Source organism: Paenibacillus tianmuensis, from assembly GCF_900100345.1.
GTDB lineage: Bacteria > Bacillota > Bacilli > Paenibacillales > NBRC-103111 > Paenibacillus_G > Paenibacillus_G tianmuensis.
Map to the genome: position 1 here is coordinate 151,615 of NZ_FMTT01000004.1, position 16,151 is coordinate 167,765.

A 16,151-nucleotide genomic window follows, 5' to 3' on the forward strand; every position below is an offset into this window, starting at 1 on the left:
AGTTGATCGATAATTCGCGACGGAAGGGGCTTAACCCTGTTTCGTCGGACAGACCCCTAGGAACACTTCAACTTTAACTTCAAGTCAGGCCTGTTGATTAACCAAATTATGTATTCTAAACAACCCCCTGGGGGTTATGTGTTTGCACAATATATTGAATCTTTATAAGCCATTCAGCAGGCAGCATATGAAGAGCGAATAAACGTGTAAATCGGACAAAGGAGAGTTCCACATGCCGAGATATGGATGAAGAAACGGAGTCAAACAGCCATTTCAGCAGAACGTACACCATCAATGCTGCAAATAACTGACCATAAACGGCGTTCTCTGTTGTCCCAAACAACGTAGGAATGTTTAAATGCTGCTTAATCCAACGAAAGAATACCTCGATCTGCCAACGAGCTTTGTACATCTGCGCGATTTGCTCGGCAGAGACCTGCATTAGATCTGTGGCGACTCGGATTTCTCGACCTTCAAAGTCCCGAAAGATCACAACACGATGGCGATGTTTAGATCGACATTGGGCTGTTCCAAGTTGACACGTGATATCACGAATAATTGGCGAATCTTCCTCGATTTGACGATGCAAAGCACGCGGTTTTTCAAGATGAACGTTATCTCTTAACCGAACGACGAATGACTGCCCGTTTTCTTTATAGCCATCCAAACGTTCGAGTTTTCCGTAGGCTCTGTCCATGACCATAATGTAGTCCGTATGAGTCAAGCTCTCGCTCATCGGCCCGTCATGCTTCGAGCCAATGCTCTCGATGGCCTTCAGTGGCTGAAGATTTTCTGCCTGCAAGGCCACATGTAATTTTACGCCTGCTCGTTCCCCATGATAAGGTGCCCAAGGCAGACGGGTTTTGCCAACGGTCATCGTTGTGGAATCAATAAGAAGCAATTCTTTAGGGAAAGCCAATTTTCGACGTGTCTTACGACTACATTTTTGGATAAGCAGATGAAAAAGCTCTTTGAACACAGCAAAAGGTACCTCTGCTGCTTTGCTCGAAAAGCTAGAATAGTGAACCTGAATTAAGCCGCAGGAATGAGCGCAGTCAACCCCTGCCCGGTAACCCTCCCATTGTTAATGAGCAGCCGTACACCAATATTGTAACAAGTCATATACCGTAAACTTACGGGCTTTGTCTTCATAACCTATCATTCGCACAATTGATTTGACTTCTTCAGCACTTAGAATGGATTGAAGAACGGATGGGATCGTGATACAATTTTTCATGAGGTCGCCTCTTTCTCGAATCGCTTTGGTGGTACAAACGATTCTACAGTAAAGGCGATCTTTTTTCTACCATTTAGTGGTTAATCAACAGGCCTGACTTCAAGTAGTTCTTCTTCATTTTTTGGTTTGGGCAAACTTTCCCACTTCTCAAGAACTTTTACAAGTTCTGAGACTAATTTTTCTCTGTCTTCGGATGTCAATAAAAGTTGAGTTAGAATTCTTGAAGAAATATTATCTTTATTCGTTGTAAATTCCTCATTAGAGGATGTGAGGAATCTTGTAGATTTGGCTTTGTAGTATTTTTCTGTAATTCCATTAATTTCGCGAGTTTCAGTTAGTGTTAGAAGTTTTCCTTGATTTAATCGCTGTATATTTGTCAATTCAAATTCAACATTTTTATAAACCAGTCTCCGGTTTAACAAGGGGGTTTTCACAAATTGTTTCTTCGTTGAATTCGCCATTTTTAGAGTCAAAGGGTGCGGAATTTGAGTGTTATCCCTCTTCTGCAAATAAAAAAAAGAGGCTCTTTGGCCTCCATTGATACATTTTTTTACGCTACCGCCAGTATCATGAAGATAAATTGCTTCCTTTCTTCATGACTAAGATGATTAGCGAAGTTATATTCCCACTGATTACGTAGATATTCTCCCCATTCAGGGATTTTCCTTACTCTGACTATTTCACTTTGTTCATTGGAATATCCCTTCTCTATGTTTTAGGACTCCATGTTATTTTATCATAGTTGGTTATGACTTCCAAACCAATACGCTCCTTTTCGCCATACCGTGGCGAATTTGACCTGTTGTGGTGTAAGTAGCAGCAAAACCTAATTCCAATTACACCCATTTCAGCAGAAAGCTACGGATTTGCTGTAGATTCATCTGGAAAAATGTGTATTTAATGTAACCAGGGCTTGCATAAAGATATGTTGTTTTGCTTTGGACGCAAAAGTTAATTATCAAACCAAAACACTATTCTTATTTCTTCATCGTTTTCGATGGCTCTTTCCTTTTTCAAAACTTCCATTCGTTCCATCAGGTAGGTTAGATTTAAGTTGAGATAGCCTTTCCATTCCATCAAAACCATGCCTTGTTCTACACGATTTGGAGTTTTGACATCCACAAAGTGAAGCTGATACTTTTGACCATTCTCAATTGTTTCGGTTGCTTTTTTATGTTCATCTTCATAGACCCAGCCCTTTAATTCCATCAAGTTGCCATATCCGCTATCCTTGAGTTCTTTCAGCGTCAGATAGGAAGCGTGATGAAAGTCAACTTTTTCAGATTCAAAATCTATCTCACAGAAATTTTCATAGTATTTCTTGACTAAAGAATCCATATGCTCAGGTAAACCTTTTGCTTTAGATATTGGCAAATAGCTGTTTTCTTCATCGTTTCCCCGCACCCCTGCCAACAGATAAAAAAGGCCATAGTCGCGCCTGTTATCAATTAAATCTGTATAGTGAAATCCCTCGTTTTCAGTCACCATGTATTCAGCCCAATCATCTTGCCTATACCATTGGTCAATATTTATCCATTTTTTCTCTGTATTCTTGTGTTTTCGTAAAAACCCCTCGCAAAAAAGCTGTATGTCACACCCCACCGTAGTCACCACCGCCAATAAAATAAAAATCCTGCTTATTCATCTTATTTATTATAACTTAAATTGGTTATACCAGAAGCAAAATGTTTCTTCAATCAAGAATAAGAGGAGGTCAACTATCGCAATCTTTCATTTGAGCATAAAAATCATTAACCGTGGCAAAGGCAAGTCGTCGGTTGCAGCGGCGGGTTACCGCAGCGGTGAAAAAATCACAAATGAGTATGATAGAGTGACCCATGACTACACACGAAAAGGTGGCGTTGTGCATAGATCAATTTTATTGCCCGACCATGCGCCGAGAGAGTACACAGACCGCGGTACCCTATGGAACGCTGTGGAGAAAATCGAGAGAAATTGCAACTCACAGCTTTATACATTCGTTTTTCTCATGGATGAAAATGACTCCATGAGTTTTTTTATTTTGTTGACCCAAGATGTGGAGCTACTTAAGCACGGCACCATTTGCAGAATTGTAACTGACAAAATATTGGGAATGGATAAATATTCTCCGGAAAGGGAAATATACAGAAAATTTAAAAGGGGCGCGTCCTTTTGACCTTTAAAACTCGCTATTGCTATCTTAGTCTTATATGTATGCTTTTAATTAATATAACAACACCAACATTAGCTGCTCATTCAAAAACTAGGGAAAAACAACTTGAGGAAGCTTTGTTACAACAATTGCATTCAGTTATAGTTGCTTCACTCAAAGACATTTATAAGACAGAATATGCTACCTTTAATTGTGAACGAATAACTAATATTAACGAGAAGGTAACAGTAAAAAGAAAAGATAAGGGGAGCATTCGTGCAGATGCTTTACATGGGGCAAAGTATTTTGAAATAACCGTTAGTTTATGTAATGTTGGGGTTAAAAAAGATAATGTGGAACTGTATCTGAAGAATGATACTCCAACAGCTAAATTTTATTTGGTTAGTTATAACATAACACCTAAAGATGACTAATGAGAGACGATAGCTCGATGAATTCGTTTTTATAACTTCTAATAATTTCCAATTTTAGCGAATAGAAAAAGAGGCTCTTTGGCCTCTAAATTGTACATTTTTTTACGCATATAAAATGAAATTAAGATTTCATTCTCAATGCACCGCGCCGCGAAGGATGTGGGCTACCAGCCGCAAGTTATGTTCAATCACGATGTTGTGCGAGTGCGCATTCCACAAGGTTAACTGTTTAATGAACAAAGCCCCAGCACGCATAACATCAATTGTACATTGTATGTGAGCTGGGGCCTACTTGTGCATGTAAGGTAAAAAGGAATGCCTTAAATCATATGCCCAGCATGGGAAGATGCTTTCGGGTATGGTAAGTGAGAGCCAATGAAATGCATTGTTTCAATTCATCCACGGGTATTTCATCATTTTCATCGAACATGATCGCCCGGTTACCCTCAAAGTTGAATTTATCCCGATAAAGTTCTCTAAATGTGTCCACCAGTTTTGAGTTGCAATTGAAATACATGGCATACTGATTTAAGTTTGATTCTTTCCAATTGATTCTGATGGTACTTCCGCTTTTTGCGATGTAACTAGGTTCGCCCCATTTTAGTGTCTCTTCCACCGTGTCAACGCCATCTATCTCTGATGCAGTATCCAGTATTAATTGGCGGAGAAACAACAATTTTTCTTGCATGTGTTTGGGATAACGGTCGAATACATCGGCTACCTTTGTGTTTTCAATCGCATCCATGCTGATCATTCCTTTCCCCATTGCATCAAGGATGTTCATTTACAGGGACGGTGTTGTACTGTATTAGCGCAATGCGATATAAATTTCCGCTTGTCCGTTGTTCGGATCGATATTCGGCCCATAATACTCAAAATCGCCCGTGAACGCCCGATCATTACCGGGTTGTTGCGACCATTGCCAAATATCGGCCCAAGCCCGCTGCACCATCTCTATAATCGGCCCCCGCTCCGTCACGAATACGGCATATTTAGCAGCGGGAACAGTAAACGTCTTTACGAAATCGGGATATTGGTCCTGCAATGGTTCTCGAACGTGTACGCCGACCATTACTTCATATTGTCCGGCAACTCCCTGTTCATAGTTGAAGTAGCAGCTGTAATGGCCGTTCTGCTGTATTTGGATACCCAGTTGTCCGGCAATATCTGTTGAGTGAAATTGCTCAAACAGCTTGCCAATTTTCCCTTGCCCGCTTAATTCGGCCTCATTTGTCGTGACAACGCTAATTCCGGCCAGCGTGAAGGACGGACGCTCCTCGACACGGGTAGGTTTCGGGACAGCCGCATCTCCGGTTTGACCAGTTTGTGCTTTTGATTGAAATTCGTCTTGTTTCATCGCTAATCCTTCTCCTTTAATTGGAATAAGACTAGTTTAACACAACTAACCTGACAGCTATCTGTCAAGTTAAATGACCACTTCTATACATTTTCGCAACTTGCTCCGCACGGCTGGCGATGATCTCTCTCAGATGTGGGGGTTCAAGAACCTCTGCATGATGTCCCAGGCTAAGTATAAAACTGTACAACCATTCATCTTCCGGATATGCTTTCTTTACTTGCCAACTGCCGTCATCAACTGGCGATAACTCCTCAATCCCAAACCATTCCTCCGCCAAATAACGAGATTCAGCACGGAATCGCAAGACGAACTCTGTCGCCTGAGACGACTCGGTCGGGCTCTGGTCTGCAGAGCGATCTTGCTTCGGTAGCTCTCGGCGAATGAATATCCTCCCATCGGCTATCTCCAACTCCTTCATCCTCTTTAATTTGAATAATCTGAACTGCTCTTTCTCCTGGCAGTAGGCTTTCAAGTACCATTGTTTTCCTTTCATAATGAGCATATGAGGCTCAACGATTCGATGAGATACTTCGCCTTTCGCATTGGAGTAGGTGAATTCTGCTATATGGCAGCTATCTACCGCTTCCTTTAACTGCTGCAGTTTAGGCTGCAGCCTTTCGTTGCCGTCCCATGGCGAATAGTCGATCAGGACACGGCTCGTCATATGCCGGAATTCTTCGGAGTATGCGGGCGGGATAACGCTATTGATTTTCTCCATTAACCGCAGATGCTGCTCGTTGCCGTATGAGGTGGAGATGCTGCGAAGGGCGGTGACGATGGCAGCAAGCTCGTCGTTGGTCAGCACATTGCGATCCAAGCGGTAACCTTCCGCCAAACCGATGCCGCCGTTGTTTCCCTGGTAGGTGACAACGGGGATGCCGGCCACATTTATCGCTTCGATATCCCGGTATATCGTCCGTACGGACACCTCGAACCGCTCAGCGAGTTCCTTGGCTTGCACCATGCGGCGGTTCAGCAGCAAGATGATGATAGATAAGAGCCTTTCCAATTTCACAGTAGTTGACCTCCATTATGTCGGACAAACAAGCTTGTTTGCGATTGCTATTGCTTATTCATGAGAATTCTCCGAAATTAATTCATGCTCGCTATCATTATATATTACCTCATATGCATCAAGAAAGGCAGCCCGGAGGTAGCCCTGTAAGTATTCATTCACCATAATACTCATACATGCCGATTATGTCGTTGATTCAAATTCATTGCTATCCGGCATTCCCGGCCCCTTGCCGCATCCGCCGCCGAAGCCTTTATCTCCCGCAGGCTGTTCACCATTCACTTGCGCCGTTGCACGCTCCGTCAGATTAAATAAAAGAAATTTTTCCTTTTGAAAGAAGGACAGTCGAAGTCCGTATGGAATATATGTATAGTAATATATTTTCTTCCAGTTCCAATCAAACGAAACCGAGGTGAATTCACGTGAGCCGAACGACGGATTTCATTCGTTTGGCGGAGCATTATGGCGCTCCCAATTATAACCCGCTCCCGATCGTCATCTCCAAAGCCGAGGGCGTATGGGTCGAGGATGCGGAAGGCAGGCGTTATCTTGATCTGCTGAGCAGCTACTCCGCGCTAAACCAAGGGCACCGGCATCCGAAAATCATCCAGGCCTTGAAGGACCAAGCCGAGCGGGTCACTTTAACGTCCCGGGCGTTCCATAACGACCGGATTGGACCGTTCTTCGAACTGCTGTCCCGGCTGACGGGCAAGCCGATGATCCTGCCGATGAACACAGGGGCGGAAGCGGTGGAAACGGCGGTGAAGGCGGCCAGACGCTGGGCCTATGAGCGAAAGCAAGTGACGGAGCCGCTTGCGGAAGTGATTGTCTGCGAAGGCAATTTTCACGGCCGGACCCTTGCGGTCACTTCCTTCTCCACAACGCCGGAATACAAGAAGGGCTTCGGTCCGTTTACCCCGGGCTTTACGGTTGTCCCTTACGGCGATTTGCAGGCGCTCGAAAACGCTATCACGCCGAATACGGCCGCTTTTCTCTTCGAGCCGATCCAGGGCGAAGCAGGCATTATCCTGCCGCCGGAAGGCTATTTGCGCCAAGCTTGGCAGCTGTGCAAGGAGCGAAACGTGCTATTTATCGCCGACGAGATTCAGACCGGCTTCGGGCGAACCGGTCAACGGTTCGCATGCGACTGGGAACAGGTCGTGCCCGATATGTATATCCTGGGCAAAGCGCTCGGGGGCGGCGTGCTGCCCGTCTCTGCCGTAGCGGCCGACCGGGAGGTGCTGGAGCTATTTTCCCCTGGCTCGCATGGCTCGACCTTCGGCGGCAATCCGCTCGCCTGTGCCGTCGCGATTGCTGCGATGGAGGTCATCGAGTCCGAAGGACTGGCCGAGCGCTCCCGGGAACTGGGCGAGTATGCGATCGAGCGACTCCGCCGGCTCCGCAGCCCGCTTGTTCGTGAGGTTCGCGGGCGCGGGCTGTTTATCGGGATCGAGCTGGAGACGGCGGCAAGGCCTTACTGCGAAAAGCTCAAAGAGCGCGGAATTCTGTGCAAGGAAACACATGAGCATACGATTCGTCTGGCTCCCCCGCTAATCATTGCCAAGGAAGAGCTCGATATGGCGCTGGAGCGGCTCGAAGAAGTATTGCTGCCGCAGCATGAGAGCGTATAGAGCTTTAACTAAGCACAGAAGAAGGAGCTGGACTGCATGACCCGCGCAAACTCAATCACCCTTCTCGGCGTTCCTTTCGACTTGGGGGCCGGACGCCGGGGGGCCCGCGGCGGCCCGGAAGCTATTATGCAAGCCGGTCTGCCTGAAAAATTACGCCGGCTCGGCATTCAATGGAGCGATGCCGGACTGTTGACTTGGCCGGAGCCGCAGCTCAATCAGGATGCGCTTCCGCTTACCGCACTAAAGTATTTTCACGACGTGCTGGCCGTGAACGAAGCGCTGGCCGCCGGCGTCTCCCGTATCGTGCAGCAGGGGAGCTTCCCGCTCGTTCTCGGTGGCGATCACAGCATCGCGATCGGTACGCTGGCAGGGCTGGCCTCGCACTATAGCCGGCTCGGCGTGATCTGGATTGATGCCCATTCCGATCTGAACACGCCCGATACGACGCCTTCGGGCAACATCCATGGCATGTCGCTCGCCGCAAGTCTCGGGCAAGGCGACGAACGGTTAACCCGAATCGGGGGCATTAGCCCGAAGATCAGGCCGGAGCATACGGTCCTTCTCGGGGTAAGAGACCTCGATCCGGGCGAGAAAGCCAGCATCAAGGCGCAGGGTATCACCTGCTTCACGATGCACGACATCGACCGGCGCGGAATGAGCAGCGTGATGGAAGAAGCCCTTCAGGTGGCGGGCAAAGGCACGGACGGCGTACATTTGAGCTTTGATATCGACAGCCTTGATCCGGTCGAAGCGCCCGGCACGGGAACGCCGGTGAAAGGCGGACTCAGCTACCGGGAAGCGCACCTGGCCCTTGAGCTGCTGCACGAATCGGGAATCGTGACGTCCGCCGAGCTGGTCGAGGTGAATCCGTCGCTCGATACGGGACAGAAGACGGCACAGCTCGCCGTCGAATTGATCGGCTCCCTGCTTGGGGAGCAAATTTTGTGATCGGCTGCCCGATTTGCCGGATGCGTTCGGACGGCATCCCTGCAATAGCAAAGTGCTTCTGCCGCAGCGTGTACTGCTGCCTGCAGAAGCACTTTGCTTCGTTTTATATGAGCTTACGCAGTATGGCGCGGATCAGGCAGCCCAGCATCTGCCGTCAATCGCCGGGCGTTTCGCCTTCCGTCCGTTTCGCCTCTTCTTCCAACAGCTTTCTGCGCAACACTTTGCCGACCATCGTTTTGGGCAGATGATCGCGAAATTCGTAAATCTGGGGCACCTTGTAAGCGGCCAGTCGCTCCCGGCACCACCGGTTGAGCTCCTCGGCTCCCGCCTCGCTGCCCTGCTTCATGACCAGATACGCCTTCACCGTCTCCCCCCGGTAACGATCGCGCACGCCGGCCACCACAGCCTCCGCCACATCCGGGTGCTCGTACAGCACCTCCTCGATCTCGCGCGGATAAATATTGAAGCCTCCGGCGATGATCAAGTCCTTTTTGCGATCCAAAATGTAAAAAAAGCCGTCCTCATCCATCCTTCCCATATCGCCGGTGTACAGCCATCCGTCCTTCAGCACCGCCGCCGTATCCTCCAGTCTGTTCCAATAGCCCTTCATCACTTGGGGTCCGCAGACGGCAAGCTCGCCGACCTCTCCGACCGGCAGCTCCTCCAGCGTCTGCGGGTCGACAATCCGCGCGTCCGTATCGGGGAACGGAATCCCGATGGAGCCGATTTTCCGCCGCTCCCAGATGTTGTTCCCGTGCGTGACGGGCGACGCTTCCGTTAAGCCGTAGCCCTCGACGAGGCGGCCACCCGAGATGGCCTCGAACTGCTCCTGCACCTCAAGCGGCAGCGGAGCGGCCCCGCTGATGCACAGCTTCAGCGAAGATAAGTTAAACCGCGGCTTGCGGGCTTGCTGGAGAAGCGCAATATACATCGTCGGCGCGCCGGGGAACACGGTCGGCTTCGTCCGGCGAATGGTCTCAAGCAGCAAGCCGGTCTCGAACCGCGGCAGGAGCGCCAGCGTTCCGCCCAAATAAACGGACTGATTCAACAGCACCGTAAGCCCGAACACATGAAAAAAAGGCAGCGCCGACAAATACGTTTCCTGTCCGGGCTTCAAACGGTAGGACCACAGCCGGCTTTGAATCGTATTGGCGATTAGGTTATAATGCGTGAGCATCACTCCTTTGGCCCGCCCGGTCGTGCCTCCGGTATATTGGATCAAAGCCAGATCGTGTTCCGCATCCACCTCCGCTTGCCGAAGCTCGGGGGAACCCCGCTCCATAAATTGCCGGAACGGATAGACGCCGTTGCCATAAACGACTTTCCGGTCCAGTCCCTGCTTCTTCGCGAACATCGGGTAGAGCCATTTTTGCGGGATAGGCATGTAGTCCTTGATCGACGTGACGATGACATGCCTCAGCTCGGCGGACTCGGCAATTTCCGATACCCGCCGGTACAGCAGATCCAGCGTGACGATCGTCCGGGCCCCCGCATCCTTGAGCTGATACTCCAGCTCGCGCGGGGTGTACATCGGATTGGTCATTACGACGATGCCGCCCATAAGCAGCGTGCCGAAATACGCAATGACCGTTTGCGGGCAGTTCGGCAGCATGAGCGCCACCCGGTCGCCTTGGCGCACGCCGTGCCGGACGAGCGCGTCCGCAAACCGGCTCGCTTGCTCCAGAAGCTTGCGGTAAGTCATCGTTTTGCCCATAAAATCCAAGGCGGCGCGCTGCGGATACGTACGGGCGGACTCCGTCAAAAAACAAGCCAGCGAATGTCGCGGGTAGTCGAACGTCGGCGGCACCTCGGCAGGATAGTGACGCAGCCAAGGCTTGTCGGGCATTAAAACCACCTCCATGCAAGGTTACCTTGGTCTGGAGGCCGACGCCGACGGTTTCGCCGGTCACGTATGACACCTCGGCGGCGGCCGATTGGGGAAACGGTAAACCGCCCTAGCGGACGAACCACAGGACCGTCCGCTTTGCCGCTTGCGGCCAACGGCCGGCCAGGTTGTCCGAAAGCGCCGCCATTTCCCCTGTACTTGGTAATTTATGCGCCGCAAGCTGCGTCTATGCCATAGGTGAGATTCAGGTGAGAAGGCAAACGATTGATCCATGGGGAGTTGGTGGGATTCTTGCGGGGGACGGGGAGGCAAACGGAAGCGCACCTGCCGGGGATGCAAATGAGCTCTTGCCCGAAAAGAGGTGCGCTTCTCTGTTGGACCGACTACGCGGCGGCTTAAGCTCCCGCTTCGGCTGATGGAATCAGCCTCTCGAGCTCTTCAAGCCGGATCTGGCGGATCGAGCCGATGATCCAATCGGCCTTTGATAAATCTTGGTTTCCGGAATTGACATTTTGAAACCCGATGCACGTCATACCGGCAGCTTTGGCCGCAGCCACGCCGTTGCGGGAATCTTCCAGGACGATGCATTGATCGGGCGAGGCACCGAGCATTTCAGCGGCTTTCAAATAAATATCCGGTGCCGGTTTGCCATGGTCCACTTCTTCGCCGCTTATTACAAAATCGAAATACGGAAGCAGGCCGAACTTATTCAGCACCGCCTCAATGAACACCCGCGGCGAGGAGGAAGCCAGACCGATCCGCTTGCTGCCATGCAGCGAATGAAGCAGCTCCGCGATCCCCTCGATCGGCCGGTCGTCCGAAGCCTCCAAGTACGACAGCTTCCGCTTCAGCTGCAATTCGATGATGTCCTCGACGGATGTCGCCAGGCCGTACTTGAGCCGGATTCGGGTCCACATCTCGGGATTGGTCATCCCGACATACGCTTCAAGCTCCTCCTTCGTAATCGGAACGCCGAGCCCTTCCATCACCTCCATATCCACCTTGAAGTGAAGCGGCTCGCTGTCAATGATGACGCCGTCCATATCGAATATAAAAGTCGTAAACATATCGGTTCCCCTTTCTCCTTTCCTGATCTGGCATAGCGTGAAATCTATCTTCGACAAAGTGTCGTCTGAACTGATTTTATCACGCTCCCTTCGGAGCTCCAAGCGCATGTTATACTAAGATCGGGAGGTGAATGCCCATGCTGTTCAAAAACGACGTGCTGAAAAGGCTGGCGGACGGCAGTGTCACGACGGCTTTTCGATGCTGGAAGAAAGCGCGGATCAACGAGGGAACCAAGCTGCGCACACCGGTCGGCGTGCTTGAGATTCAAAGCGTGGAGGTCGTTGCGGAAGAGGAGCGTTTGACCGCGGAAGATGCCGGACGGGCCGGCTATGTATCGCTGGCGGAGCTGCGGAAAGAACTGAACCGATACCGCGGCAAGGGTAACGTTTATCGAATTGAGCTGCGATATGCCGGTTCCGATCCGCGCGAGATGCTGTGGGAGCAAGACGAGCTGACCGATGCCGAGGTAGACGAGTTGAAGCGCCGGTTGCAGCGCTATGATAAGGCAAGCCGACGAGGTCCCTGGACGCTGCAAACGATGCTTCTCATCCAAGAGCTGTCGGGCAGTAGAGCGGCCGAATTGGCCGACAGAATGGCTTGGGAACCCGATGCGCTCAAAATCAACGTGCGGAAGCTCAAGGAGCTCGGGCTTACGATCAGTCTGGGCACGGGGTACAAGCTGTCGTCCCGCGGCATCAGGCTGCTTAAGCATCTTCAACCTTGACAAGCTTCGAACCGACCGGTCCGAAGCAAACCACCCCTTCCTGCATGGACACGATGCTTGTGTGTCTTGGATGTGCAGCGCAAGGGGTGCTTTGATATCCGGCGCGCGGCAGCCGTATCAGGCCAAAGCATCCGCCACCTGTTTGCCGAGTGCCCGGCAGGCGGCTTTATCCGAATCCGACGGGTTTAATTCTACCTTCAAGCCTTCTGCGACAACGTCCGCTCCGAGTTCCTCCAGCTTCTCCTTGAGAAGGTCGACCGCCTTGCCGAACTGCGCGTACGAGGAATCCGCCGAACCGAAGACCGCCGCCTTTTTCCCGCTCAGCTCCAGACCGTCCATCTCTTCGTAGAAATCGAGAAATTCGTCGGGGAGCTCACCGTCGCCCCAAGTGTAAGCTCCAAGAATAATGCCGTCGTAATCTGCCAGCTCGTGACCGCTTGCATCCATCACGTTTTTGACGACCGGCTCGATCCCCGCTTCGCGGACCCCCTCTGCGACCTCGTCGGCCATCTCCTCCGTATTGCCCGTCATGCTGGCAAACACAATAATCAGCTTCATTTCCAAGCTCCTCCGTTTTCCGTCATGTTCCATCTACTTCCTCAATCATATTAAATGATAATGATTATCATTGTCAATTATGTTTTTTTGAGAAGCCACTCATTTTCGGTCCGCATCGCCTTCCACCGACACCTGACTCAATGCGCCGTTCCGGGAACGCGTCCTTTTTTCGTGATAGGTACCTCAAGACAACTGTCCATACCATAGGACGGCGGATGACATACCTTATATAGGTGCCAGCAGGACAGAAACTTACATCGGCATTACGGGAGAGGATCGAAGTGGCAAGAGGACTATTCGATGTCGTTGTAAACCCGGAGCTTAGCGAGGATACGATAACAGTGGTCGCGAATTGTATAAACGGCTACGCACATGAGCTGCACGCGCTTCGGGACGGAACGATGGTCGTTTTGAAAAAAGAAGGCAGTCCGGGAAAACAAATCCGCATCGTGCGGGGACAGGACGACGAATGCCTGTTTCATTACATCGAAATGGGACCGGCCACGGCCCAAGCCGTCAACCTGCGGGGAGGAGCCCGCTGCCTGCTGGAATATAACGAGCTCGAACAGACTGTGACTCTGACCAAAATTACCTTGAACAAAGAGCGGGTCATCGTGCTTACCGAAAAGGGTCAACCGGAACCGAGAGTAAGAATCGGGTATTCGTTACTGAACAAGCTCGGAATGGCTGGCGCACAAAGGAGCCGGACCGTGCGGGCCAGACACGGGAGTGCTTCCGTCAAGCTCCGCCTCTCGGTGCCCCAAAACGAGCTTAGCGAACAATTCGTACTGTCGGCGGGCGCTGCGGCCAAGCTTCGGCTGGGCAATGGGCAGCCGTGCCTGCTTGCTTATGATCAAGTGGCCCGGACGCTATCGTTCTCGCCGTTATCGGACGCACCGGAATCCGTCGACCCGGCGACCGGTACTGCGCCGAACGATTCGGCTCAGCCTATAAAATCGTCATACCGGTCGAGGTCCGCACAACGAACCGTCGCCAAAACCGTGACCGCCAGCCGGAGCGGCAAATCGCGGACCCGCAAAACCGCCCCTTCCCGCCTGTTCGTTTCAAAGCAAACGAAGGCTCCAAAACCAGAACCCTCTTCCAAAACCGTAGAATCCGCCGTGTGGATCAGCCCAAAGCTTCATAGAGGACGCCGGTAAATCAGTTCATCCGCCGCATCCACGGGCGATTCCAGAAATCCCGAATCCGTCATATCTTTCATAAGCGCTATACTTTGCACTATAATGATAGAGTTGTTTGAATCATAGCAGTAGGGTTTATTGTCGTTTGGGGGTCAGAGAAGATCAAAATGAAAAAAAACAACTATTGAAGAAATACATGTTTTACGGGCACTCGCCTTTCTGGCCGTTGTGCTGCAGCACTCGATCGGCCACTATTTGTCCGAGCCGGATACAACGCTTTCGGATGGCGTGATGTTTACACTTTTTCTTCTTCTTTCCAAGTTTGCTGTTCCGTTGTTCATCTTTATTACAGGTCTCGTACTGTTTTACAATTATGACGGGCCGCTACGTTACGGTTCGTTTCTGCAAAAGCGGCTGAAGGACATCGGCGTCCCGTATTTGTTCTGGTCCCTCATCTATGCTGCTCCCGCATTGTTGCAAAGCACCGGCCTCTTCACAGGCGTACAGCAGTTCGTGGGGCTGGCATTTACCGGCAAAGCCTCGTATCACTTGTGGTATATTGTGATGATCATTCCGTTTTACGTGACGTTTCCGCTTTGGCGCTGGGTGATCCAGAATGTGCGAAGCCGAATCGTGACATCTGGGCGCGCGATCGCCGCCATGATGCTTTTGGCTATCGTGTATGTGTATGGTATGACTCTAATATGGCCGCTTTATCAGGCGGCGGAGCAATGGAATCTGCCGGCGCTGACCCCCATGCTGACCGAATATGCAGACCGCAACTCGCTCTATTTCTTCTACTACTTTGTCCTTGGAGCAGTCTCCGGTTCGGCGCTAACGCACTGGAGGGAATGGCTGAGACGCAACGGGCCGCTGGTGTATGCCGGTTTTTTTAGCTTGTCCGCTTACTTGACTTATCGTGTCGTTGCCGGCTTCGAAAATAACCCCGCATCTCAGAATCACTACGAGGACTTGCTTTTGCTGCGCCCGGTGACGGCGGTTTTCTTGATCGTTTCGATTCTTGTGGCATATAAGTTCGGAATGCGGGTCGCCGAATCCGCGAAGGGGTTTACGCGCCGTGTGCTCTGGATTGTCAGCCAATATTCCTATGGCGCTTATTTGATCCATGCGCTGATGCTGACCTGGGCTACCATGCTCTCTGACGTACTGCTTCCGCAGGTGAACGTCACACTTCGCACGATCCTTGCCTTTATTCTTTGCTCGGCGATGTCGGTGCTGGCCACATTTGCGCTGTCCAGGATTCCGTTCCTCGGGCAATGGATGACCGGTTTGGGGAAATCCAAAAAGAAACCGCAGCCAGTTCCCGGCCTGTCGGCTGACAGCATGAAGGGCTAAAATCGCTAAATCGCAGAAGAGCCGGAGGTCTGATTCTTGGCATGCACGACGGGGGCTTATGCATCTCCAACCGGGTGGCTTATTTTATCATCGGCGACGACCTGTGGACGCAAGCGCTTTCGCATCGCCTTCGAACGGTCCGTCTGGATTACGCTCCTCCTGATCGTTGCCTATGCCGGCGCGAAAATCGCAGAAAGCAAAACGGAACGAAGCAAGTCTCCGTCCCGTTTGACACGATATTAATAACCGAAATCAAGCGTTTTGCCCGTTTCGGCGTAGGTTTTGATATTGCTCAAAATCATAGGCCAGCTTTGCCGGGTGTTCTCGTACGACGGATGATTGGCCGGCCACTTGTCGTTGACCAGCGTCAGCTTGGTGCAGCTGCCCATAGGCTCCAGCGCGAACGTGATCCGGGTCTCCAGCTCGGCGTGGTTGTCCCGGTAAGAAGGTCCGGCATGCTCGGTCACGCTGAGCAGACGGTTAGGCTCGATGGCGAGCACCTCGCCGTAGACGTGGACAGTTTCGTCGCCGTCGTTCCCGGGTCCCACGTACGCGTAATCGGCGCCAACCTCGAAGGTGGAACGGATCGTACAGCCGAACATCGTCTTTTTCACGCCTTCGTCCGAAATCAATACCTGCCAGACGTCCTCCGGTGACGCCCCGATATAGTAATGGTAAACAAGATCCATGCTTATCCC

At 51.0% G+C, this 16,151-nt stretch carries 18 protein-coding genes and 1 pseudogene; 8 read left to right on the forward strand and 11 right to left on the reverse strand.

Annotated elements, in window-relative coordinates; all coding sequences use genetic code 11:
• Positions 1–115: 115 nt before the first annotated feature.
• The 4 genes and pseudogenes from BLO51_RS04485 to BLO51_RS04500 all read right to left on the reverse strand — a co-directional run.
• A pseudogene (locus tag BLO51_RS04485) lies at positions 116–1,039 on the reverse strand (IS4 family transposase); the annotation flags it as partial.
• Between the two features lie 278 nt (positions 1,040–1,317).
• Positions 1,318–1,698 (reverse strand): hypothetical protein, encoded by a 381-nt coding sequence (locus tag BLO51_RS30090; RefSeq protein WP_245719529.1) that lies wholly within the window; start codon positions 1,696–1,698, stop codon positions 1,318–1,320.
• Between the two features lie 89 nt (positions 1,699–1,787).
• On the reverse strand, positions 1,788–1,949 hold the full coding sequence (locus BLO51_RS30095; protein ID WP_090667585.1) for a DUF4275 family protein: 162 nt from the start codon (positions 1,947–1,949) through the stop codon (positions 1,788–1,790).
• Between the two features lie 239 nt (positions 1,950–2,188).
• Positions 2,189–2,857, reverse strand: coding sequence for a hypothetical protein (locus BLO51_RS04500; protein WP_167670100.1), 669 nt, complete (start codon positions 2,855–2,857; stop codon positions 2,189–2,191).
• Positions 2,858–2,972: 115 nt separating this feature from the next.
• On the opposite strand from BLO51_RS04500, the gene BLO51_RS31115 reads away from it, so the two are divergent.
• Positions 2,973–3,395 (forward strand): MobA/MobL family protein, encoded by a 423-nt coding sequence (locus tag BLO51_RS31115; RefSeq protein ID WP_281180323.1) that lies wholly within the window; start codon positions 2,973–2,975, stop codon positions 3,393–3,395.
• Positions 3,392–3,805 (forward strand): hypothetical protein, encoded by a 414-nt coding sequence (locus tag BLO51_RS04510; protein WP_090667395.1) that lies wholly within the window; start codon positions 3,392–3,394, stop codon positions 3,803–3,805. The genes BLO51_RS31115 and BLO51_RS04510 overlap by 4 nt, the downstream gene beginning before the upstream one ends.
• A 325-nt stretch (positions 3,806–4,130) precedes the next feature.
• On the opposite strand, the gene BLO51_RS04515 is transcribed toward BLO51_RS04510, so the two are convergent.
• The 3 genes from BLO51_RS04515 to BLO51_RS04525 form a co-directional block, all read right to left on the reverse strand.
• A complete protein-coding gene (locus BLO51_RS04515; RefSeq protein ID WP_217266688.1) occupies positions 4,131–4,589 on the reverse strand; it encodes a DUF1801 domain-containing protein in 459 nt (152 codons plus the stop codon).
• Positions 4,590–4,613: 24 nt separating this feature from the next.
• The gene (locus BLO51_RS04520; protein ID WP_090667402.1) at positions 4,614–5,162 is read right to left on the reverse strand and encodes a GyrI-like domain-containing protein; all 549 of its coding nucleotides are present in this window, start codon (positions 5,160–5,162) and stop codon (positions 4,614–4,616) included.
• Between the two features lie 64 nt (positions 5,163–5,226).
• Positions 5,227–6,180: a helix-turn-helix transcriptional regulator gene (locus tag BLO51_RS04525; protein WP_090667405.1), complete on the reverse strand. Its 954-nt coding sequence runs from the start codon at positions 6,178–6,180 to the stop codon at positions 5,227–5,229.
• 422 nt (positions 6,181–6,602) lie between these two features.
• Between BLO51_RS04525 and BLO51_RS04530 the strand changes: the two genes are divergently transcribed.
• Entirely contained in the window at positions 6,603–7,811 is a 1,209-nt protein-coding gene (locus BLO51_RS04530; RefSeq protein ID WP_090667408.1) for an ornithine--oxo-acid transaminase, read from the forward strand.
• Between the two features lie 36 nt (positions 7,812–7,847).
• Complete coding sequence (gene rocF / locus BLO51_RS04535) at positions 7,848–8,759, forward strand: arginase (protein ID WP_090667411.1); 912 nt, start codon at positions 7,848–7,850, stop codon at positions 8,757–8,759.
• Positions 8,760–8,913: 154 nt separating this feature from the next.
• Here rocF and BLO51_RS04540 read toward each other — a convergent pair whose 3' ends face one another.
• A complete protein-coding gene (locus BLO51_RS04540) occupies positions 8,914–10,605 on the reverse strand; it encodes a long-chain-fatty-acid--CoA ligase (protein WP_090667415.1) in 1,692 nt (563 codons plus the stop codon).
• Positions 10,606–11,000: 395 nt separating this feature from the next.
• Positions 11,001–11,672: an HAD family hydrolase gene (locus tag BLO51_RS04545; RefSeq protein WP_090667418.1), complete on the reverse strand. Its 672-nt coding sequence runs from the start codon at positions 11,670–11,672 to the stop codon at positions 11,001–11,003.
• A gap of 137 nt (positions 11,673–11,809) precedes the next feature.
• Between BLO51_RS04545 and BLO51_RS04550 the strand changes: the two genes are divergently transcribed.
• Positions 11,810–12,397 carry an ASCH domain-containing protein gene (locus tag BLO51_RS04550; protein WP_090667421.1) on the forward strand — a complete coding sequence of 196 codons (588 nt, stop codon included), beginning with the start codon at positions 11,810–11,812 and terminating at the stop codon, positions 12,395–12,397.
• A gap of 117 nt (positions 12,398–12,514) precedes the next feature.
• Here the strand turns inward: BLO51_RS04550 and BLO51_RS04555 are convergent, their stop codons facing one another.
• Positions 12,515–12,955, reverse strand: a complete 441-nt coding sequence (locus BLO51_RS04555) for a flavodoxin (RefSeq protein ID WP_090667424.1) — start codon at positions 12,953–12,955, stop codon at positions 12,515–12,517.
• A gap of 281 nt (positions 12,956–13,236) precedes the next feature.
• Here BLO51_RS04555 and BLO51_RS04560 point away from each other — a divergent pair, with 281 nt between their 5' ends.
• From BLO51_RS04560 to BLO51_RS04570, 3 genes are all read left to right on the forward strand, one after another.
• A complete protein-coding gene (locus tag BLO51_RS04560; RefSeq protein WP_090667427.1) occupies positions 13,237–14,115 on the forward strand; it encodes a hypothetical protein in 879 nt (292 codons plus the stop codon).
• A gap of 174 nt (positions 14,116–14,289) precedes the next feature.
• Positions 14,290–15,453 (forward strand): acyltransferase, encoded by a 1,164-nt coding sequence (locus tag BLO51_RS04565; protein ID WP_281180324.1) that lies wholly within the window; start codon positions 14,290–14,292, stop codon positions 15,451–15,453.
• A gap of 36 nt (positions 15,454–15,489) precedes the next feature.
• The gene (locus tag BLO51_RS04570) at positions 15,490–15,696 is read left to right on the forward strand and encodes a hypothetical protein (RefSeq protein ID WP_090667432.1); all 207 of its coding nucleotides are present in this window, start codon (positions 15,490–15,492) and stop codon (positions 15,694–15,696) included.
• Here BLO51_RS04570 and BLO51_RS04575 read toward each other — a convergent pair.
• Positions 15,693–16,142: an SRPBCC family protein gene (locus BLO51_RS04575; protein ID WP_090667436.1), complete on the reverse strand. Its 450-nt coding sequence runs from the start codon at positions 16,140–16,142 to the stop codon at positions 15,693–15,695. The genes BLO51_RS04570 and BLO51_RS04575 overlap by 4 nt on opposite strands.
• Positions 16,143–16,151: the final 9 nt, after the last annotated feature.